The following is a 21,008-nucleotide window of genomic DNA, read 5'->3' on the forward strand; positions in this document are numbered from 1 at the left end:
GTCAGCCGTTCTCGACCTCCAGCACGAGGCGGGCGAGCTCCAGCCGGTCCACGTTGGGGCCGTAGGCGCCCGCGTTGCCGAGCACGAGCGCGCCGGCCTGGGTGGTGAGGGTGAGCGGCGTGGCCTGCGGCCAGAAGTTGTCCCAGGCGTAGTTGTGCCGGAACACGCCGCGGGTCGTCGCGCCGCCGGTCTCGGTGATGTCGAGGAAGCGGCTGATGACGTCGGTGTTGTACGGGTGCCCGGTGTTGCGGTCGGCGTTGGCGTAGTGCGTCAGCAGGACGTACTCGCCGGGGCCGAACCCGGCCGGGCGGGCGAGGGTCAGGGTGTTGCCCGCGCCGTTGCCGAGGTCGCCCACGTAGGCGCCGCCGGAGGCGTTGGACGCGCTCGTGGCGGGGACGGTGACCGCCTTCGCCGCGCCGGCGAGCCGGGCCTGCTCCGCCTCGACCCGGTGGATCGCGGCGTCGGCCCGCGCGGCCCTGACCGTGGTCAGCTCGCGCAGCTCCAGCCCGGCCGGGCCGCCCACCTCGACCTTGGAGACGCCGGCCGGCAGGTAGACCCGGGCGCGGGAGGCCGCCTCGCCGGGGCGGGTGGCCCGCAGGCCCCGCACCTGGCGGCCGTCGAGCCGGACCCCGAGGTCGCCGGCGGCGCTCGCCTTGTAGGAGAGGGTCAGGTCGTAGTAGCCGTCCTGGCCGGCGGCGACGAAGAAGACGGCGCGGGCGTCGCCGCCGAGGGCGATCGCCGGGCCCTTCCCCTCGCGGGTGATCCGCGCCCCGCCCGACAGCCGCGCCTCGTCGGCCGGGTACGCGGCCCGCTCCGCCCCGGTGACCTCGGTGAGGTCGAACCTGTCGAGCGTGATGTCGCTGCCGGGCAGCCGCGTGGCGCCGTCGGCGCTGGTGCGCAGGGAGAGCTGGTGCGTGCCGGCGGACAGCTCCAGCTCCACGTCGGTGCGCCCGCGGTAGGTCCAGCTCAGGTCGGCCGAGTACTGCACGATCTGGTCGAGCTTGCCGTCCACGAAGAGCGCGTGCCTGCCGGGGGCCTTGTTGGCGCCCTGGTGGACGCCGAGGCGGTAGCGGCCGTCGCGGGGCACGGTGACGGAGAACGTCACGGCCGAGCCGGTCTGGTTCATGGCGCCGACGTCGCGCCTGCCGGAGGTGGCGTAGAGCTGCGGGTTCGCCGTGGTGTCCTGGCTGAACGCCTGGGCGGCGGTGAGGGTGGCCGACTCGGCCTCCACCGACGTGCTCCACGGCACGTCGGGGGCGGGCGCGGCCCCGGTGGAGGGCACGATCGTGACCCGGTAGGCGGCCATCACGTCCCCGCCGGGCAGGTCCACCTGGAGGCGCCCGTCCCGCACGGCGGCGCGCCGGGCGGCGACGACCGGCGGCTTGAGCGCGTCGCCCTCGTAGCCGGTCCACGTCGTCCTGGACACCAGGACGTCCACCTGCCGGCCGAAGACGGCGGTCGCGAGGCCGGAGACGTCGAGGCGGACGGGCTGCGCGCCGCCGCCCACCAGGACGGTGCCGCGCCGGGCGGGCTCGTCGATGGCGGCGACGGCCTGCACGGTGTCGGCCACGTTCAACTGCGGCGGGGTGGTCCTGACCGTCTGCCCGGTCAGGTCGGCGTACCACTTGAGCAGCCACCAGCCGCCGTTGGCCTGGCGGGTGCGCACGGCGTGGTCGTCGAGGTTGCCGGCGTAGGTCCAGTAGGCCATGTCGGCGTCCACCTTGGTGTCCTCGAACAGGGAGATCCACTGGATGATCTGCCCGGGGACGGACATGTCGCGGCGGTTGCCGTACTCGTCGATGTTGATGGGCAGCGGGCCGATGCCCAGCTCGCGCTCCATCCGGCGGTAGTCCTCGTAGTGGCCGCGGTAGTCGGCGAGCCGGCTGCGTGACAGCTCGTGCCAGGACATGATGTCGGGCAGGCAGTCGCCCTGCTGGTCGCCGGCGCAGGAGGTGGCCTTGGCCCAGGTGAGGAAGTCGCGGACGCGGCCGGGGTTGTAGTTCGCCTCGTTGGGGCCGACGATGCGGGCGGCGGGGTCGATGGAGCGGATGCGCTCGAACACCGCCTTCCAGTCGCTGAAGAACTTCTGCTTCGAGGCGTTCCAGTCCTGGTACCAGATGCCGTCGGGCTCGTTGAACGGCACCCAGACGAACCTGCCCTTGTCCTTCGGCCGCTCGCGCACGACCTTGCGGACCATCGTGTCCACCTTGGCGAGGTAGTCGTCGATGCCGCGGTTCTCGTAGGGCCACTGGCTGTAGACGTCCTGCATGTAGACGACGATCTCCTCGCCGCCCGCGGCGAAGAAGCCGTCGGCGACGGCGAGCGCGTCGCCGTTGGGGTGCTGGTCACCGTCCGGGGCCTTCTGGGCGATCGTGCGCGGCCGGGCGCCGGCGAGGAGGGAGTCGCCGGGCACGCCGGGGTCCGACAGGCCGTACAACATGCCGGTCGCGCCGCCGTGCACCGCTCCGGTGCGCTGGGCGAAGTCCACGGCGACCACGTCGGGCGCGGCGGCGGCGTGGGCCGGGACGGCCGTCAGTGAGGCGAGAGCCAACGCGGCGGCGGCCGTCGCCGCGCGTGATCGGCGCTGTGATCGGGACATGGCGTCCTCTCTCATGGGGGGCTGGGGGGACGAGCGGGCCGGGCTACTTGACGGCGCCGCCGGTGATGCCGGAGATGATCTTCCGCTGGGCGACGGCGAAGACGACCAGCAGCGGCAGGCTCATGAGGATGATGTAGGCGAAGATCAGGTGCCAGTTGTTGAGGTACAGGCCGGCGTTGGCGACCTGGAACAGGTTCAGCGGCAGTGTGTCGAGCCGGCCGCCGACGACGAAGAAGGCGTAGAAGACGTCGTTCCAGACGTACAGGCAGATGAGAATGGTGGCGGTGGCCAGCACCGGGCGCAGCAGCGGCAGGATGACGGAGAAGAACACCCGCACGGGACCGGCGCCGTCCATGCGGGCGGCCTCCTCCAGCGACAGCGGCACGGTGCGGACGAACCCGGTGACGAAGAAGATCACCGTGGACAGGTAGATGCCGACGTAGACGCCGATCATGCCCACCGGGCTGCCGGCCAGGCCGAGCTGGCGCAGCAGGAGCACGATGGTGACGACGGCGGGCGGCAGCACGATGCCGCTGATGGCCAGCGCGTACAGCACGGCGTTGAGCCGCGTGGCGCGGCGGGCCAGGATCCAGGAGGCCATCGAGCCGAACGCCAGCACCAGCGCGACCGACGGCGCGACGACCAGCACGCTGCCGAGGAACGCCTTGGGCACCTCGCCCTGCTCCCAGACCTGGGCCAGGTTGTCCCAGAGCCGCCAGCGCGAGGGCAGGGACAGGTCCGGCGACAGCGCCTCGCCCTGCGACTTGCCGGCGGTGACCACGACCAGCCACAGCGGCATGCCCATGACGAGCAAGACGAGCGCGACGACGGCGGCGGGCCGCAGCCGCGCGGCCCAGCCGCGGGCGGCCGGCGGGCGGGTGGCGCGGCGGCGCGGCGCGCCGTAGACGGGGGCGGTCACAGGATGTCCTCTCTCTTGCGCAGGACGCGGATGACCGGGAAGGCCAGCAGCGCGACCATGAGGAACAGCACCAGGCTCATGGTGGTGGCCTGGGCGAACAGGCCCTGGCCGAAGGTGCGGTAGATGAAGATGTTGAGGATCTCGGTGCTGCGGGCCGGGCCGCCGCCGGTGAGCGCCTGCACGATGTCGAAGCCGTTCATGGAGCCGAGCAGGGCGGTGGCCACGTTGAAGGTGATCGCGGGGGCCAGCAGCGGGAAGCGCACCGCCCAGAACGCCTGCCGGCCGGTGGCGCCGTCGATGCGGGCGGCCTCGGTGACGTCCTCGGGGACGGTCTTGAGCCCGGCCAGGTAGATGAGCATGGACAGGCCCATCCACTTCCAGGCGTGGATGGCCGCGGCCAGGACGAGCGTCCAGGTGGTGCTGCCCAGCCAGGCGATGTCCACCCGCTGCCCGGTCAGGGCCGACAGCAGGTCGTTGAGGCTGCCGTCGGGCTTGAGCAGGGCCTGGAAGAGGTAGCCGACGGCCAGCGCGGACATCAGCACCGGGACGACGAAGACCAGGCGGGCGGCCCGGTTGAGCCAGGTGTCCTTCTCCAGCAGCACCGCCAGGCCGAAGCCGAACAGGTTCTGGAGCAGCGCGACCAGGGCGGCGTAGACCACGGTGACGCGCAGGGCGCTGAACAGGGTGCCGTCCGACAGCAGGGCGGTGAGGTTGTCGAGGCCGACCGGGCGGATCTCGCTCTTGAAGCTGGACCAGTCGGTGAAGGCGTAGATGAAGTTGAACAGGGTCGGCAGGAAGAAGAACACAAACAGGATCACGAACGCCGGGACGAGGAACCACATCGGGTGGGTGCGGTCGCGCGCGACGCGGCGGGGCGCCGGCCGGGCGGCCGGTGCGCGGCGTGCTGGGCGGGTGAGCGTCTGCCGGCCGGTCGGCACCATCGGCTCCTTGGTGGGTGTGGGGCGGGGCGGGAGGCCGGGGCCGCCTCCCGCCGGTGCGGTCAGAAGCCGGTGGCGCCGGCGGCCTTGGCGAGCTGGGCGAACTGCTTCTGGGTGGCGGCGGCCACCTGCTCGGGCGTCAGGCTGCCGGTGATCATGTCGGCCAGGTTGAGGTACAGGTCCGGATTGGCCACGGCCAGCGACTGCATGGAGCCGACCGACCGGCCGAGCGAGGCGTGCACGTCCCGCAGCGCCTGCGGCACGCCGTCGGGCGTGGGCACGTCCGGGCGCAGCGAGACGGTCTTGCGGTCGGCGACGAACCCGGCGTAGCCGGGCCCCATCCAGTACGCCAGCAACTGCCGCGCCGCGGCCTCCCGCCTGGCGTCGCCGGTGCGGAAGGCGACCAGCGCGTTGGACTGGTCGGGGATGGAGGTGCCGACGTTGCCGCTGGGCGAGATCGGGAAGAAGCCGATTCTCCGGTCCAGCTCGGCGGTGTCGGCCTTGGCCTGGAGCTGGCCGAAGAACGAGTTGACCTGGATCGCCATGGCGGCCTTGCCGGACAGCAGCGCCTCGCCCTGGTCCTCGAACGTGGCGGTCTTGATGTCGGCGTTGAACAGGCCCTCGTCGATGAGCGCCTTGTACTTCTTGATGGCGTCGAGGATGGTCTTGTCCTCGAAGGTCTCCTTGCCGGTGTTGATCCGGTCCCACAGGCCGTTCCTGGCGGCGTCGGCGAGCTGGACCTGCACCCACCATTGGGTGGCCCACTTGTCGCCGGCCATCTCGAAGAACGGGGTGACGCCCTTGCCCTTGAGCGTGCGGGCGACCTCCAGCATCTCGTCGAAGCTCTTGGGCGTCTGCTCGATGCCGTTGGCGGCGAAGACCTGCTTGTTGTAGTAGACGCCCTCGACGGCGGGGCTGGTGACGAGCGCGGCGTAGCGGGTCCCGTCCAGCAGGCCGGTGATGTCGCGCAGCTCCGGCGAGAGCGACGCGACCCAGGGGGCGCCGTCGAGGGGCTGCAGGTTGGCGCGGGCGTTCAGCGCGGTGAGCATGGAGGCGGTCGGCTGCCAGAAGGCCAGGTCGGGCTTGTCGCCGGTGGCGACCTTGGTCTGCACGCCCTGCTCGTACGGGTCGGGGATGGTGACGACCTCGACCTTGGCGCCGGTGGCCCGGGTGAAGGCGTCGGTGACGGCTTTGGGCACGGTGGTGCTGTTCTGGGCGGCCCAGATGGTCAGCGTGACCCCGTCCAGCCGGGCGGTGGGCGACGGCCAGGCGGCCGGGGAGCTGCCGGCGGCCGGCGCGGCGGGCCCGGCGGAGGGATCGCTGCAGGCCGCGACGGCCAGGGCGAGGGTCGCCGCGGCGGCGACACGCTGTACGAGCTTCACGGTTCGGCTTCCTTTATCCATGTTCGACCACCTATGGCATCGAACATCCCTTTAGGGAGGTTAGTGGGGACGAAGGTGCAGAATTCGGGCGGTGGGCGCGGGGGCCGTCGCGGTGACGGTCAGCTCCGCGGTCCGCGGGTTCCAGACGGCGGACCAGCCCTCCCGGCCGGCCGGATAGGCGGCCTCCACGCGCACGTCGCGCCCGGACAGGTGCGGCAGGCGCAGCACGGTGCGCTCCCCGGCTCCCGGCCTGCGCCAGATCCCCAGGTGGGTGACGTGCTCCGTACGCAGGCCGAGGGCGAGCCACGGATCGTCCCAGCCGGGCAGGCCGAGCGGCCAGCACGGCGTGGCGCGCAGCAGGTCCCGGCGCAGGCCCTGGTGGAGCCGCACTCCCTCCCTGACCAGGGCGAGCTGCCCCGGCGCCATCCGGTGCAGGTTGCCCGACAGGTAGAGGCGGCCCAGGATGCCGGTGCACATCGTGAAGGCGATCTCCTCGTCCGTCATCCCGGGCTGGGGGTAGGCCCAGTTGGCGGCCTGCTCGGGCAGCATCGACAGCGGAGCCGCGACCGCGATCGGCGGGTAGCGGAGGAAGTCCTGCTGGTCGCTGGTGGACTGGAGTTGCAGGCGCGAGAGCATCGCGTAGTCCATGCGCATCGCGCCGGAGCCGCAGTTCTCCAGCACCAGGCGCGGGTGGCGGTCCAGCACGCCCTCCAGCCAGGCCAGGTGGGCCCGGTTGTGGGCGAGCAGCCCCGCGCCGACGCTCGTGGCGCCGACGTCGGTGCCGGCGCCGGGGTTGACGTTGTAGTCCAGCTTGAAGTAGCCGATGCCCAGCTCCTCCACCAGGCGGTCCACCACCTGGTCCAGGTGCGCGACGGCGGCCGGGTGGCGCAGGTCCAGGTGGTGGCGGCCGTGCTCGGCCAGGCGCACGCCGCCCCGCTGGAGGAACGCCTCGGCGGGCAGCTTGTCGGCCATCGGGCTGCGCACGCCGATCACCTCCGGCTCCAGCCACAGCCCGGCCGTCATGCCGTGCCCGGCGATCCTGGCCAGCACCTCCTCCAGGCCCCGGGGGAAGCGGGTCTGGGACGGCAGCCACTCCCCCACGCTGTCCCACCAGTCGCCGCCGTCGTCGTACCAGCCGGCGTCCACGCAGAAGACCTCCGCGCCGGCCGCGGCGGCGGCGTCGATGAGCGGCAGCAGCTTGTCCGTCGTCGGGTCGCCCATCAGCGTGTTCATGTAGTCGTTGAACACCACCGGCAGCGCCGGCCGGTCGGGATGGGGGCGCAGCAGCGCCCGGCGGTACGCGGTCAGCGCCGCCGCCGCGCCCTCCACGCCGCCGTCGTCGGAGACGGCGACCCCGACGGGCACGGTGATGAACGACTCGCCGGGCGCCAGCAGCTCGCTCCACTGGTGGTCGGGGTCGGTGGGGCCGGACAGCGCCACGTACGCGCCGTCCAGCCGGTCGCCCGCCTCCCACCGCCACGCGCCGTTGTGCTCGATCTGCCACAGCCAGGTCCGGCCGGTACGCCGCTCGCTCAGCCCGCCCATCGGCACATGCCGCCCGCTCGACCAGGTGCCGGTGCTGGTCAGCGCGAAGACGCCCTTGCCGTGCTGGCCGTGCCCGGGCAGGCCGAGGTCGGCCAGGTGATCGGTGAGCGGCCGGCCGGTCCAGCGGCTCTCGCCCAGCCAGTCGCTGTCGCCGTACAGGACGTCCAGCTCGGCGGCCGGCAGGCCGAGGAAGCCGGCGGCGAAGGAGGTGACGGCCAGCAGGAGCACCGGCTGCTCGCCCACGTTCGTCACCCGCACCGACGCCTGCACGGCCGCCACGCCGTCGGGCGAGCGCAGGGTCAGCTCCGCGGCCAGCCCGGACACCTCGTCCCGCAGCCGCACCCGCAGCTCGTGCCAGCCGTCCGCGCTGGACTGCTCGGCCCCGGCGTAACGCAGCCGGCAGCCCACCGCCGTCTCCGAGAGCCGCTGCGAGGCCCGCGCCCGGCCCTCGCCGGGCACCAGCACCTCCACCACCGGCTGGGAGACCCGCGCCCGCACGGTGACCGGCCCCGCGGCCAGCTCGCGCAGCGCCACCGGGCGATCCGGCTGGACCTCCAGGACGGCGGAGAGGCCGGAGTGGCCCCAGCGCAGGATCTCGACGACGTCAGCAGGCATCAGGGAACTCTCTTTCGTGCGAGGTCCGGGCCGCACAGCTCGGTGTGACCGGTCACAAAGGCAGTGTGAGCGGTCACACCAGCGGGAGGGAAGACCTCTTTGCGGGATCGTTACGCGCGGGTTTCAGCCGCGGCGCGGGCTGCCGGTGGACTCGCGCACCACCAGGCTGGGCGCCACCAGGGCGGGCTCCGGCTGCTCCTGGCCGGTCAGCTCGGCCACGGCCGCGTGGAAGCAGGCCCGCCCCAGCCCGGCGAAGTCCATCCGGACCGTGGTCAGCGCGGGCGTCCAGTACGCCGAGCCCGGGATGTCGTCGAAGCCGACGATGCTCACGTCGCCGGGCACGTCCTTGCCCGCGTCGTACAACGCCCGGCGCACCCCCTGGGCGATGTCGTCGTTGCCGCACAGGATGGCGGTCACGTCCGGCTCGGCGGCCAGCCGCCGCCCGGCGGCGTAGGCCGAGGCGATGTCCCAGCCGCAGTCGAGCACGGCGGGGATCGGCGCGCCCGACTCGCCCAGCGCGTCGCGCCAGCCGGCCAGCCGGCCGCCCGCCCGGCCCTCGGACGGGATGGCCACGTGGTGCACGGTGCGGTGGCCCAGCGCCAGCAGGTGCCGGGTGGCGTCGGCCGCGGCGCGGCGCTCGTCCAGCGCGATCGCCACCCGGCCCCGGTCGGGCGCGGCCGGCTCGGTGGCGGCCACCGCCGGGACGTGCTCAGGCAGCGCCTCCAGCACGGCCACGCCCATCGGGTCGAACGCGATCACCACCACGCCGCCGGCGCTGGCGTCGCTGACGTCGTCGACGGTCTGCTTCACCTCGGCGGGCTCGGCCGACTCCACCACGCGGATCCCCACGGCCAGGCCCGCCGCGCGCGCGGCCTCCTCGATGCCCTGCAAGGTCGCGGCGTAGCCGTACAGGACCGTGTTGGACGTGACCACGGTGATGGAGCCGGCCCGGCCCAGGCTGAGCGCGCGGGCGGCGCGGCTCGGCCGGAAGCCCAGCCGGTCGATGGCCGCCAGCACCGCCGCGCGGGTCTCCGCGCGCACCTTGGGCGAGTCGTTGAGCACCCGCGAGACGGTCTGGTAGGACACCCCGGCGGCCGCCGCGACGTCCCGGATGCTGGGCACGGCGGCGGCGCTCCTGGACGCGCGCCGGGATGTCGAGGTCACGCTCACATGGTAGGCCCGGCCTCCCGGACCGGCCGCCAGGGGCGAGGCGGGCCGCGGCGGCCGGGGCTCAGCGGGTGGCCGCGCCCAGAGAGCGGACGAAGGTGGTGAGCAGGCGGGCGAACTGCTCGCGGTCGGCGGCCGGCCAGTCGCGTACGGCCTCGGCGTACAGCTCCTGGCGGAAGGCGCGGACGCGGGCCGACAGGCGGCGCCCGGCGGGGGTGCGCACCAGCAGGGGGCGGCCGCCGAGCGGGTCCTCGCCGGCGAGGACTACCACCGGACCGTGGACGTGCTGCGGCGCATGGCGGACAACCTGGAGCGCGCCGCCTGACGGTCAGCCGGAGGGCCGGTCGGCGGGCTCCAGGAGCACCGTGCCCGCCGTGCCGTCCACGGTGATCGTCTGCCCGGTCCTGATCGTGTGCGTGGCGCCGCGCACGCAGATGACGGCGGGGATGCCGTACTCGCGGGCCACGGTCGGGCCGTGCGCCACCGGCGAGCCGGTCTCAGTCACCAGGCCGCCCGCGGTCATGAACAGCGGCGTCCACCCCGGGTCCGTGGTGGGCGCCACCAGGATCTCGCCGGGCTCGATCCGCGCGCCGGCCGGGTCGCGGATCACCCGGGCCCGGCCGGTCGCCCGCCCGGTGGCCCCGGGCATCCCGGCCAGCACGCCGTCCCGCGCCGGCGGCGCGGGGGCGAGCGCTTCCACGTCGGTCCCGTCCGACAGCAGGGCGCCGGGCACGACCGGCCGCCGCAGCTCCCGCTCGTACTCCGCGCGCCGCGCGGCGACCAGCCGCCGCTGGTCGGTCCCCTCGTGCGCGGCGGCGGCGCGCGCCTCGTCGAGCGTCAGGAACATGATGTCGTCGGCGCGCTCCAGCCGGCCGCGGGCGGCCAGGTCGGCCCCGGCCAGGAGGAGCTGCCGCCGGGCCGCCTGGATCGCCGGCAGCCAGGCGAACTTGACCAGCTCCCGCAGCCCCGTCAGCTCGCGCGAGCGGCGCATGAGGAAGACCGCCGGCAGGCCGCGCACCGGCCGCCTGCGCAGCGCGCGCCGGGTCAGCGTCCCGATCGTCCGCTCGGCCCTCGCCGCCGCGGCGGCGAACCGCGCGTCGGGCGCCTGCTCGGGGTCGTCCACGCGCAGGTAGTTGGCGATCGTGGCGAACAGCGGCGCCGGGTCGTCCGCCCAGCGCGGCACGCCGACGTCGATCTCGGCCGCGGCGCGCATGCCGTACCGGTCGAGGAAGCCGGCCATGCCGATGTCCGGCAGCTCGCCGGCGACGTAGCGGGCGGCCAGCTCCTCCGGCGGCGTGCCGAGGAACAGCTCGCGGTGCTCGCGGGCCCGCACGGCCAGCCCCCAGAGCCGCAGGTCCATCTCCGTGGTCACGTTGTGCGGCATGCCGCCGAGCACGGCGCCCAGCTCCTCGTCCGTGGCGACGCCCTTGAGCAGGGCGGCCGGCAGCGTGCCGGCGAGCATCCCGGCCACCAGCGGCCCGAGGATGCCGTGCAGGCCGAGGCTCATGATGCCCTTGTGGGAGTCCTCGGCCACCCAGCGCAGCCGCTCGGCGGCCGTGGCGGACGCGTCCGGCGGCTCGATCATCCGCCTGATCCGCGCGGCGCCCCGGTAGGCGCGGGCCCGCGCCAGCGCCGGATCGGCCAGGCTCCACACCACCCCGGCGACCGTCAGGGGCAGCAGCCGCAGCGTGGCCCTGAGCGCGACGCCGACGTCGAACGGCAGGCCGGGCCGCGGCGCGAAGCGCGGATCGTCCAGCATGTGCAGCACGGCGCTCTGCACGCGCGGCCCGTAGACCTCCAGGGAGGGCCCGAGCCGGGCGCGCAGGGCCCTGCTGCGCAGGAAGTCGGTCAGGTCGAAGAAGATCCGGCCGCCGATGGGCACCATCCGGGGCAGCGGGTCCCGCGGGTCGACCCTCGCCCCCGCCGCCTCGAACCACAGGGCGGCGCCCGCCTTCAGCACCGACACCCCCATCGGCGTGCACGGGCGGAGCATGCCCTGCGTGTGGCCGGCCTCCAGGTAGAGCCGGGTGTCGCCGGTGTCGGGCGGCTGCGGGAAGAGCGTGGTGACCGGCCGGGACTGCAGCAGCCACAGCGTGCCCTCGGCGTCGATCGCCCACTCGACGTCCTGCGGCGAGCCGAAGTGCGCCTGCAACCGCGCCCCGGCCGCGCGCAGCTCCTCGAGCTGACCGGCGTCGAGGCAGCCGTCCGGGTTCGGCACGGCGGGCGTCCCCTGCCGCAGCACGTGGTGGTCCGGTACGACCGTGCCCTCGACGACGGCCGTGCCGAGGCCCGGGGCGGCGTCCACGACCGTCTCCACGCGGCAGCCGGTGACCGGGTTGGCGGTGAACAGCACGCCGGCCACGACCGGGTCCACCATGCGCTGCACCACGACGGCCATGGCCGCCTCGGTGACGCCGGCGGCCGCCCGGTAGGCGACGGCGCGCTCGGTGAACAGGGAGTCCCAGCAGCGGCGGATCGCGGCGGCCAGCTCGGCGGCCCCTTCGATGTTGAGATAGGTGTCCTGCTGGCCGGCGAAGCTCGCCTCCGGCAGGTCCTCGGCGGTGGCGCTGGAGCGGACCGCCACCCGGCCGCCGCCGAGCCGCTCGTACGCCTCGGCCAGCTCCTTCTCGGGCAGGTCGCGCGACCGGTAGGGCTCGACCGTCAGGCAGAAGCCGTCAGGGACGCGCTCACCCGCCCTGATCAGCTCCCCGAGCCCGGCGGCCTTGCCGCCCACCAGCTCGATCATGGAAGCGTCGATGTCGGACAGCCAGATCAGGTTCATGGCGCCTTCCCCCGGGCCTGAGACCACGAACACGCCGCCGGTCGAACGTCCCGGCGTCCCCTCGCCCGACGCTAACACCGGCACGGGCCCCGCACCAGGGCACCGTCGGCGCCGAGGTGGGTGAGGAGGCCGGTGGCCAGGTCGGTCGCGTCGTCGCCGGCGCCGTACACGTGGAAGTCCGGGCGGACCAGGACCGCCTCGGCGGCCAGCTCGTCCAGCCAGGCGGTGTAGACGCCGTCGGCGTCCTCGGCGACCGTGACCCCCGGGGTCTCCGGGCCGGACAGGACCACCAGGTCGATGCCCAGGTCGCCCAGCGCGGCGCGCGCCGGGCCGGGCAGCTCGCCGAGCGTGCCGGCGGAGCGGGCGACGAGCGCGCCGGGACCGCCGAACGCGTCGTCGAACCTGGCCGTGACGCCGCGCACCCGCACCCGCCCCTGGCGGGCCAGGCGGCCGCCGGCCGGGCCGGTGTGGACGCCGGGGCCGAGCGGGGGCCGGGGCGGGGCGGGCGGCTTCATCCCGGCGGCCCAGTCGGCGATCATCCGGGCGTCGCGGGCGGCCGCCTCGGCGGGGTCGGAGATGCAGATGACCTTGCCCAGGTCCATGGAGAAGCGGACGAAGGCGATGACGTGCCGCAGGCGCTCGGAGTCGTAGGTGTCCAGGAGCCCGTCGCCGGCCAGGCCGCGCAGCACCGCGTCCAGCTTCCAGCCGAGGTTCATGACGTCGCGGAAACCGGCGCCGAGGCCCTGGCCGGCGAACGGCGGCATCAGGTGCGCCGCGTCCCCGGCCAGCAGGACCCGCCCCTTCCGCCAGCGGGTGGCCCAGCCGGCCTGGAAGGTGTAGACGCTGTGCCGCTCCAGCTCGGCGTTGTCCGGGGTGATGCCGTAGGGGGCCAGCAGCTCCCACGCCTTGGCGGGGCGGTTGAGCTCGTCCTTGCTCTCGTGGGGCAGCCGCATGAACTCCCAGCGCCGCCGGCCCGGGCCGCCGGGGACCATCGTCGAGGGCCGGCGCACGTCGCAGCTCTGCGCCGCCACGTGCGGGAACTCCAGACTGGGGCTCGGCTTCACGTCCACCACGAGCCAGTCGTGGAAGTAGCCCTCGTCGTGCCAGTCGATGCCGGCCCAGCGGCGCACCTGGCTGTTGGCGCCGTCGGCGCCGACCACCCAGCGGGCGGTGACGTCGACCCGCCCGCCGTCACCGGCCGCGCGGAGCCCGACGGTGACCGTGTCGCTGTCCTGAGCCGGGCCGCTGTCCTGAGCCGGGCCGCTGTCCTGAGCCGGGCCGCTGTCCTGGGACAGCCGGACGGCTTCCCAGCCGCGCATCACGCGCACCGCGGACAGCCCGGCGATGACCTCGTCGAGGGCGGCCTCCAGCGCGGGCTGGTGGAAGAAGTAGGTGTTGTACCAGCCGGACTCGCCGCGGCCGCTCCAGTCCACCTCGACCAGGGTGCGGCCGTCGCCGTTGCGCCAGACGTACATGTCGTCGTAGGGCCGGGTGATCTCGGGGATGGTGTCCGGGGCGAGCCCGGCCGACTGCAGGATCCGGGCGAAGTCCGAGCAGTGGGTCACCGCCCGGGGCAGCGGGTAGCCGGCGCGCTGGCGGTCCACGACGACGACGTCATGACCGCGGCGGCCCAGCTGGATGGCGAGCAGCTTGCCCACGGGCCCGAAGCCGACGATCAGCACGTCGGCGGTCAGGGCGGGTGAGGCGGCGTCGGGGTGGTGCACGTCGGGTTCCGTTCTGCGTGGCTGGCCGTCGGCGGACACCGTCGAGGGTCGGCGCGCGGCGCGGCCGATGCCAGCACACCGTCCCGGAATCCGGGACAGTGAGGTTCCGCAGGCCAGGTGGTGTCCCCACGCTGTTGCGAAGCCATCGCGCCATCGGCGCCGACCCTCTGGAGAGGCCATGCACCTGTCGGCATCCGCGCCCCCGCCGCCTGCCGCGGAGACCCGATCGCATCCCGCGGTCATCACGCTCTGCATGATCATAACGGTGATCGAGGGCTTCAACCTGATCGTGTTCGGCTCCGTCGTCCCGCTGCTGCTGGAGGACGCCACGCTCGGGGTCACCGACGAGCAGACCGGCCTCATCGGCGGCCTGGTCTACATCGGGGCCGTCCTCGGCGCCCTGCTCGCCCCGGTGCTGGCCGAGCGCGCCGGGCGCAAGCGGGTCCTGATCCTGGCGATCGGCCTGTTCGCGCTCGGGGCCGTGCTCACCGGCGCGGCCACCGGGGCGTCCATGCTGGCCGTGGCCCGGTTCCTGACCGGCTTCGGCGTCGGCGGCGCGCTCACCACGGCGATGACGGTGGCCCGCAACAGCGCCGCCGCCGGGCGGGCCTCGATCGTCGTGACGGTCACGATGGCCGGGATCCCGCTCGGCGGCGTCGTGGCCTCGCTGCTGGCCATCCCGATCCTGCCGGCCTTCGGCTGGCGCCCGATGTTCTTCGTCGGCGCCGGCACCGCGCTGGCCATCCTGGTGGCCGTGGCCGCCATGAGGATCCCGGACGACACGCCGCAGGAGGTCGCCGGCCGGGAGTGGACCGGCCGGCAGAAGCTGGCCGCGTTGTTCACCGGCCGGGGCGCGGTCGTGGCGCTGGTCGTGGCGGCGTGCGCGATCGCCAACATGGTCGCCTGGCAGGGCCTCAACGTCTGGGCGACCCAGGCGATGGTCTCCCTCGGCCACTCGCTCAGCGCGGCGCTGCTGCTGTCCTTCACCCTGACCGGCGCCGCCGTGCTCGGCTCGTTCGCCTCCGGCTGGGCCGCCGACCGGCACGGCTCGGCGCTGCTGGCGGTCGCCACCGCCGCGTGCACGCTGCTCGGCATGGCCGGGATGCTGGTGCTGCCGGTCTCCGTCCCGGCGACCGTGGTCTGCGTCGCCCTCATGGGCATCGGCGGCCACTCCACGATGAACCTGGTGCACACGACGGCCGCGGACATCTACCCGCTGCCGGTCCGCGCCGCCGCCCTCGGCTGGTCCAACAGCACCTCCTTCGTCGGCTCCTTCCTCGGCCCGACGCTCGGCGGCGCGGCGATCGCCTCCGGCGGCGCGCACGGCCTGTTCACCACGTACGGCGTCGCCGCCGCGATCTGCTTCCTGGCGGTGTCCTCGCTGTTCGCGGCCGACCGCGGCTCCAGCCATGCCGCCTTCCGGCAGCCGGCGGCCGGGTCCGCCACGGCGAGCCACTGACCGCCCGGGCGGGCGGTCACGGGCGGTACTGCTCCAGCCCGTACTGCTCGATCGCGACGTCGGGCTCGACCAGCCGGTTGACCAGGCGCAGCGCCTCGACCGCGAGGGCGGCCTTCGCCCGGAACCGGCGGGTCGGCATGACCACCGCGACCGCCTGCAACGCGCCCGTCGGCCCGCTCATGCCGGTGGCCACCGCGCAGATGCCGATGTCGTGCTCCTCGACGTCCACGGCGACCCGCGAGCGCCGGATCCCGGCCAGCCGCGCCATCAGGGCGTCGTGGCCGGTGACGGTGTTCGGGGTGAAGCGCTCCAGCCGCTCCGGCAGCAGCTCCGCGACCCGCTCGTCGGGGAGCTGCGCGAGCAGCGCGGTGCCGATGCAGCTCGCGTGCAGCGAGAAGCTCCTGCCGACCTTCGTCACGCCCTTGAGCCGCTCCGGCGAGGCGATCTGGTCCACCACGACCACCTCGCGGCCGCTGAAGATGGCCAGCTCCACGTTCTCGCTGACCTCGCGGGCCAGCGTGGCCAGCCGGGCCCGGTTGGCCGCCAGCAGGCGCAGGTGCACGTTCATGCCGAACTTCAGCAGGCCGGGGCCGAGCACGTAGCCGGGGCGCTCGGGCACCCGGACGACGTACAGCTCCTGTTCGAGGGCCTGGACCACCCGGTGCACGGTGGAGCGGGGCAGCCGGGTGCGCGCGGCCAGCTCGGTCAGCGTCAGCGGGCCGCCGCTCTCGGCGATCGCGTCGAGGACGAGGGTGGCCCGGCCGAGGTCGGTCACGTCCCGGCGGTCCAGGTCCTGGTTACGGTCAGCTCGGCGATCGCCCAGCCGGGCTCGTGGACGACCAGCTCGTACTCGCCGAGGGTGTGCAGCACGGGCCCGGGGTCGAAGACCCAGCGGGTGTAGTGGGCGCGGGCCGTCCACGTGCCCGCCGCCCGGCCGGGCAGCACCACGAGGTTGGACACGTCGTGCCGGTGCGGCAGCGGCGAGGCCCACAGGCCGGTGAAGAACGCCGCCGCCCGGTCCGGCCGGTCGAAGCCGCCCGCGGGGAAGGACACGCGGGCGGAGCCGAGCAGCGCCACGGCGGCTTCGACGTCCTTGCGGTCGGCGAGGGCGGTGTAGGTGTGCAGCAGGTTGGCGATGCGGTGGCGGGCCTCGGCGCTCACGGCTGCTCCTGCCCCTGGCGCTCCTGCCACTGGCGGACCCAGGCGCGGCCGTAGTCGTTGCCGTGCGGGGTGCGCAGCACGGTGTGGACGTGGAACGGCTTCGGGGTGTCGTAGTCGAGGAAGACCCCGCAGTGGTGGTCGAGCTCGGCGATGAGCACCGGCGACTGCAGCCGGTAGTAGAAGACGTCGCCGGGCCGGTGGCCGCCGATCCAGCAGAACCAGGTCTCGTCGAGGTGGGCGGCGATCTCGCGCGTCCGGGCGGCGCGCGGGCCCTCCGGCAGCAGCTTGACGAAGCAGCCGGCGAGGTCCAGGGCGTGCTGCCGGGCCTCGGCGGACAGGTCGGCGACGCGGACGCCCTCGACCGGGATGACGCGGTTGTCCTGGAACGCCCCCGCGAGGTGGCGTTCGTCGCCGGGATGCACCCGGCCCTCCGGCATCGCCGGATCGACCATGTGCTCGTAGACGACGGCCCGCCGCCGCTGCTCCTCGGTCATCGCGGCCATCAGCCGCAGGCCCAGCTCCACCCGGTCGGCGAACAGGTCGCGCAGGCCCGCGTGCGCTCCGGCGTCGATCTCGTCCGGCTCGGCGCCGAGGAACACCGGCGACAGCGCCATGCGGCCCTCGACGACCAGGCAGTTGACCGCGCAGTGGTGGCCGTAGAGCTGCCAGCCCCACGGCGCCCGCGGGTCGGGGGTGCCGTAGAGGGCGAGGTTGTAGCTGAACTCGTTGAGCAGGGTCTCCAGGCCGACGACCTCGCCGAGGAAGCCGTTGATCAGCATCATCCCGTGCGTCAGCTCGTAGCCCTCCGGGGAGAGCGAGGCCCGTACGAGGGCCAGCGCCCGCTCGCGGACGAGCTGTGGTTGCAAGTCCAGCCGCAGGCCGGTGTCGAACTGCATGAACTCCGGGTTGGCCCAGGTCTGCCATTCCACGGCGTCCACCGGGTGGGAGACGCGCGCGCGGCCCTCGTCGTCGAGGGCGGCGAGCAGGTCGTCCGCGGCGGCCACCATCGCCGCGACCGGGGCCTCCTCCCCCGGCTCGGCGGGCGCCAGCGGGTGGAGGCCGGCGCGGAGGGTGCCGTTCTCGGTGATGCCGTGGAAGTCGTTCTTGTACAGCGGGGTCCAGCCCTCGATCAGGCCGCCGGTGAACGTGCCGGGCTTCCTGGCGAACTCGCCGTAGGCGTAGGGGTCCAGGCCCCGTATCTCGGCCAGCCTCGGATGGTCGTGCGGGAACAGGTGCTGGCGGTACTCACCGGGCATGACGGCCCTTTCGATCTGTCTCGGGTCTGTCTCAGGCTGTGTCAGGTGGTGGTGTTGTGCCGGGCGACGGCGGCGCGGACCGCGGCCTCGTCGCCGGCGGCGATCGCCTCCACCAGGTCGGCGTGGACCTGGTAGCGCCCGGCGCGGTAACCGGCGGCCGCCGTGCCGTCGCCGGTCCCGCCGTCGTCGCTGAGGTGGGGGGAGGCCGCGCCCAGGTGCCCCAGGGTGCCGGTGTAGACCGCGCGGGCCATCGCGTTGGGGCTGATCGCGGCGATGCGCTCGTGCAGCGCCCAGTTGGCGCGCATGAAGGCGTCCCAGTCCGGCGCGGCGCGCAGCTCTCCCAGCAGGCGGCGCAGGTCGGTGACGTCGTCGGCGGTGCGGTGCCGGGCGGCGCCGACGTCGATGAGCGCTTCGAGGTGGTCGCGCAGCTCGATGGCGTCGGCGACCGTGCCCGGCTCCTCCGCGACGCTCAGTAACGTGTGCCGCAGCCGCACCACCGGCCCGCGGTCGGCCACGAACAGGCCGCCGCCGCGCCCCGGGCGGATCTCCAGCACGCCCCGGTCGCGCAGCAGCCGGACGGCCTCGCTGACCGTGGCGTAGGCGAGGCCGGTCTCGGCGCGCAGCGACTCCAGCGTGCCGACCGGATCGCCGGGCGCCAGCCGGCGCGCGCGGATGCGCTCGTCCAGCGCGGCGGCCAGTTGCTCGGCACGGGTGCGCGCGCCCTGTCCGACGCCGGTCAGGGGTTGTCCGGAGGAGGAGGTCTGCGGCATAGTCCTCATCTAAGCACAAACCTTCTAACCTTTAGAAGGGTTATAAGCTTTCGTCGCGAGGGACGGGGACAGATGAGAATCGTGGGCATCCGCCGCGACGGCGGGCCGGTCGAGGTGGCGGCGCTGTCGCCCGACGGCACCGAGGTCGCGGTGCTGGCCGGGCTGCGGGAGTTCTGGGCCGACCCGCGCGGCGCGCTGGCGCGGGAGCCGTCCGGCGGGACGGCGCCGGCCGCGGCGGTCACCTTCGTGCCGCCGGTGCTGCCGGAGGCCCGGGTGATCTGCATCGGGCTGAACTACCTCAAGCACGTCACCGAGGGCTCCTTCGCCGGGGAGGGCGTCCCGCCGCACCCGACGCTGTTCGCCCGATGGACGCGGTCGCTGACCGTGGACGGCGCCGAGGTGCCGGTCCCCTCCAACGAGGAGGGCCTGGACTGGGAGGGCGAGGTGGTCGCCTACGTCGGCGCGCCGCTGGTGGACGCCTCCCCGGAGGAGGCGCTGGCCGCCGTCGTCGGCTACTCGGCCTTCAACGACCTCACCTCGCGGCGGGCGCAGAAGCTGACCAGCCAGTGGATCCTCGGCAAGAACGGCGACAGCTCCGGCCCGCTCGGCCCGCTGGTGCCCGCCGCCGAGGTCGGCGACCTGCGGGACGGCCTGCGGGTGCGCACCCGGGTCAACGGCGAGGTCGTCCAGGACGGGAGCACCGACGAGATGGTCTACACCGTCGGCGACACCCTGTCGCTCGTCTCGCACACCTTCACGCTGCACCCCGGCGACCTGCTGGCCACCGGCACGCCCTCGGGCGTCGGCTACGCCCGCACTCCCCCGTGGCTGCTGCACCCCGGCGACGTCGTCGAGGTCGAGGTGGAACGGCTCGGCACGCTGCGCAACCCGATCGTCGGCAACGACGCCCGGGTACGCGTCGGCAACGACGCCCGGGCACGCGTCGGCGACGACGCCCGGGCACGCCGGGCATGACCCGGCCGGGCGCCCGCGCGCTGATCGAGGCCACCGTCGATCCCGGCAGCTTCCACTCGTGGGACGAGCCGATCGACCGCACCGGCCTCGACGCCGACTACCGCGCCGCGCTGGAGCGGGCACAGGCGCGGACCGGCGCCGACGAGGCCGTGCTCACCGGGCGGGCCCTGATCCAGGGGCACCCGGCGGCGCTCGTCGTCAGCGAGTTCGGCTTCCTCGGCGGCTCCATCGGGGTGGCCACGGCGGCGCGCGTCGTCGCCGCCGTGCGGCGGGCCACCCGCGAGCGGCTGCCGCTGATCGCCGCGCCGGCCTCGGGCGGCACGCGCATGCAGGAGGGCACGCCGGCGTTCGTCCAGATGGTGGAGATCAGCCGGGCCGTCGTCGCGCACAAGGCCGCCGGCCTGCCCTACCTCGTCTACCTGCGCCATCCCACGACGGGCGGCGTGTTCGCCTCGTGGGGCTCGCTCGGGCACGTCTCGGTCGCCGAGCCCGGGGCGCTCATCGGCTTCCTCGGCCCCGTCGTCTACCGGACCCTGCGCGGGCAGCCGTTCCCTGAGGGCGTGCAGGTGGCCGAGAACCTGGTCGACAAGGGCATCGTGGACGCCGTCGTCCCCGTCGGGGAGCTGGCCGGCGTCGCCGCCCGCGCGCTCGCCCTCCTGTCCGGCAACGCGTCCCGCTCGGCCGCCCATCCGGCTGCCCGCCCGGCTGCCCATCCGGCTGCTCGCCCGGCTGCCCGCTCTGTCGCCCGTCCGGCCGTCCGGGAGGAGCCGCCCGGGAGGGGCCCGGCCGACGGGCGCGACGCCTGGTCCTCGATCCTGCTGACCCGCCGCCCCGACCGGCCCGGCGTGCGGGAGCTGCTCCGCTACGCCGCCGACGACGTGCTGCCGCTCAACGGCACCCAGTCCGGCGAGACCGACGACGCGCTCCTGCTGGCGCTGACGTCCTTCTCCGGCACCCCGTGCGTCCTGGTCGGGCAGGACCGGCGCGCCCAGTCCCAGCACCGCCCCCTCGGGCCGGCCGCGCTGCGCGGCGCCCGCCGCGGCATGCGCATCGCCCAGGAGCTGGGGCTGCCGCTGATCTGCGTCATCGACACCCCGGGGGCCGACCTGTCCGCGGCCGCGGAGGAGGGCGCGCTGGCCGGCGAGATCGCCCGCTGCCTGGCCGAGATGGTGGAGCTCACCGTGCCCACCGTCTCGGTGCTGCTGGGCGAGGGCAGCGGCGGCGGGGCGCTGGCCCTGCTGCCGTCCCGCCGGGTGATCGCGGCCGGCAACGCGTGGTTGTCCCCGCTGCCGCCGGAGGGCGCCAGCGCCATCCTGCACGGCGGCCCCGAGCTGGCGCCGCTGATGGCCCGCCGGCAGCGGGTGCGCGCCGTGGACCTGCTCGCCGACGGCACCGTGCACGCCGTCGTGCCCGAGGAGGTGCCGGCGCACGAGGACCCGGCCGGGTTCGCCCGCCGCGTCGCCGACGAGTGCCTGCGCCAGATCGGCCGCCAGCGCGGCGCCACGGCGGGCGGGCCGACGGGCGGGCCGACGGGCGGGCCGGTCGGTGACCTGATCGGTGACCCGGTCGGCGGGCCGATCGACCCGCCGCCGCGCGTTTGAGGCGCCACGTCCACGGTAGGGGTCTCTAGCAGGGCAAACGGAGACCGCCCCACGGGGGGCGCCTTCCTCGGAAGGCATCGAAGGCGGCTCTCGCAGGCGTGGGAACCGCCGGAAC

16 protein-coding genes are annotated in these 21,008 nt (G+C 74.6%); 3 read left to right on the top strand and 13 right to left on the bottom strand.

The features are described from left to right. Position 1: 1 nt before the first annotated feature. The 9 genes from AB0H75_RS27835 to AB0H75_RS27875 all read right to left on the bottom strand — a co-directional run bounded on the left by AB0H75_RS27835 (position 2) and on the right by AB0H75_RS27875 (position 13,671). A complete protein-coding gene (locus AB0H75_RS27835) occupies positions 2-2,599 on the bottom strand; it encodes a CBM35 domain-containing protein (protein ID WP_367801059.1) in 2,598 nt (865 codons plus the stop codon). A 43-nt stretch (positions 2,600-2,642) separates the two neighbouring features. Continuing rightward, a complete protein-coding gene (locus AB0H75_RS27840; protein ID WP_367801061.1) occupies positions 2,643-3,518 on the bottom strand; it encodes a carbohydrate ABC transporter permease in 876 nt (291 codons plus the stop codon). Then, entirely contained in the window at positions 3,515-4,459 is a 945-nt protein-coding gene (locus AB0H75_RS27845; protein WP_367801063.1) for a carbohydrate ABC transporter permease, read from the bottom strand. Before AB0H75_RS27845 ends, AB0H75_RS27840 begins: the two co-directional genes overlap by 4 nt. A 59-nt stretch (positions 4,460-4,518) precedes the next feature. Beyond that, complete coding sequence (locus tag AB0H75_RS27850; RefSeq protein ID WP_367801065.1) at positions 4,519-5,838, bottom strand: ABC transporter substrate-binding protein; 1,320 nt, start codon at positions 5,836-5,838, stop codon at positions 4,519-4,521. Positions 5,839-5,898: 60 nt separating this feature from the next. Next, on the bottom strand, positions 5,899-7,998 hold the full coding sequence (locus AB0H75_RS27855; RefSeq protein WP_367801067.1) for an alpha-galactosidase: 2,100 nt from the start codon (positions 7,996-7,998) through the stop codon (positions 5,899-5,901). A 123-nt stretch (positions 7,999-8,121) separates the two neighbouring features. Then, positions 8,122-9,162: a LacI family DNA-binding transcriptional regulator gene (locus tag AB0H75_RS27860; protein ID WP_367801069.1), complete on the bottom strand. Its 1,041-nt coding sequence runs from the start codon at positions 9,160-9,162 to the stop codon at positions 8,122-8,124. 67 nt (positions 9,163-9,229) lie between these two features. Beyond that, complete coding sequence (locus AB0H75_RS27865) at positions 9,230-9,436, bottom strand: hypothetical protein (RefSeq protein ID WP_367801070.1); 207 nt, start codon at positions 9,434-9,436, stop codon at positions 9,230-9,232. A gap of 57 nt (positions 9,437-9,493) precedes the next feature. Then, on the bottom strand, positions 9,494-11,947 hold the full coding sequence (locus AB0H75_RS27870; RefSeq protein ID WP_367801072.1) for a PEP/pyruvate-binding domain-containing protein: 2,454 nt from the start codon (positions 11,945-11,947) through the stop codon (positions 9,494-9,496). A gap of 71 nt (positions 11,948-12,018) precedes the next feature. Next, on the bottom strand, positions 12,019-13,671 hold the full coding sequence (locus tag AB0H75_RS27875; protein WP_367801074.1) for a bifunctional 3-(3-hydroxy-phenyl)propionate/3-hydroxycinnamic acid hydroxylase: 1,653 nt from the start codon (positions 13,669-13,671) through the stop codon (positions 12,019-12,021). A gap of 253 nt (positions 13,672-13,924) precedes the next feature. Here AB0H75_RS27875 and AB0H75_RS27880 point away from each other — a divergent pair, with 253 nt between their 5' ends. Further along, positions 13,925-15,130, top strand: a complete 1,206-nt coding sequence (locus tag AB0H75_RS27880; protein WP_367801076.1) for an MFS transporter — start codon at positions 13,925-13,927, stop codon at positions 15,128-15,130. A gap of 16 nt (positions 15,131-15,146) precedes the next feature. Here the strand turns inward: AB0H75_RS27880 and AB0H75_RS27885 are convergent, their stop codons facing one another. Genes AB0H75_RS27885 through AB0H75_RS27900 form a run of 4 tightly spaced genes read right to left on the bottom strand, consistent with a single transcriptional unit; the run spans position 15,147 to position 18,326 of the window. Continuing rightward, the gene (locus AB0H75_RS27885) at positions 15,147-15,905 is read right to left on the bottom strand and encodes an IclR family transcriptional regulator (RefSeq protein WP_367801078.1); all 759 of its coding nucleotides are present in this window, start codon (positions 15,903-15,905) and stop codon (positions 15,147-15,149) included. Then, the gene (locus AB0H75_RS27890; protein ID WP_367801080.1) at positions 15,902-16,291 is read right to left on the bottom strand and encodes a nuclear transport factor 2 family protein; all 390 of its coding nucleotides are present in this window, start codon (positions 16,289-16,291) and stop codon (positions 15,902-15,904) included. The genes AB0H75_RS27885 and AB0H75_RS27890 overlap by 4 nt, the downstream gene beginning before the upstream one ends. Beyond that, a complete protein-coding gene (locus AB0H75_RS27895) occupies positions 16,288-17,547 on the bottom strand; it encodes a DUF3500 domain-containing protein (RefSeq protein ID WP_367801082.1) in 1,260 nt (419 codons plus the stop codon). The genes AB0H75_RS27890 and AB0H75_RS27895 overlap by 4 nt, the downstream gene beginning before the upstream one ends. A gap of 41 nt (positions 17,548-17,588) precedes the next feature. Next, a complete protein-coding gene (locus AB0H75_RS27900) occupies positions 17,589-18,326 on the bottom strand; it encodes a FadR/GntR family transcriptional regulator (protein ID WP_367801084.1) in 738 nt (245 codons plus the stop codon). 63 nt (positions 18,327-18,389) lie between these two features. Here AB0H75_RS27900 and AB0H75_RS27905 point away from each other — a divergent pair, with 63 nt between their 5' ends. Together AB0H75_RS27905 and AB0H75_RS27910 are read left to right on the top strand one after the other, a co-directional pair. Beyond that, positions 18,390-19,292, top strand: a complete 903-nt coding sequence (locus AB0H75_RS27905; RefSeq protein WP_367801086.1) for a fumarylacetoacetate hydrolase family protein — start codon at positions 18,390-18,392, stop codon at positions 19,290-19,292. After that, a complete protein-coding gene (locus AB0H75_RS27910; RefSeq protein WP_367801088.1) occupies positions 19,289-20,893 on the top strand; it encodes a carboxyl transferase domain-containing protein in 1,605 nt (534 codons plus the stop codon). Before AB0H75_RS27905 ends, AB0H75_RS27910 begins: the two co-directional genes overlap by 4 nt. Positions 20,894-21,008: the final 115 nt, after the last annotated feature.

Source organism: Nonomuraea sp. NPDC050783, from assembly GCF_040802095.1.
Lineage (GTDB): Bacteria > Actinomycetota > Actinomycetes > Streptosporangiales > Streptosporangiaceae > Nonomuraea.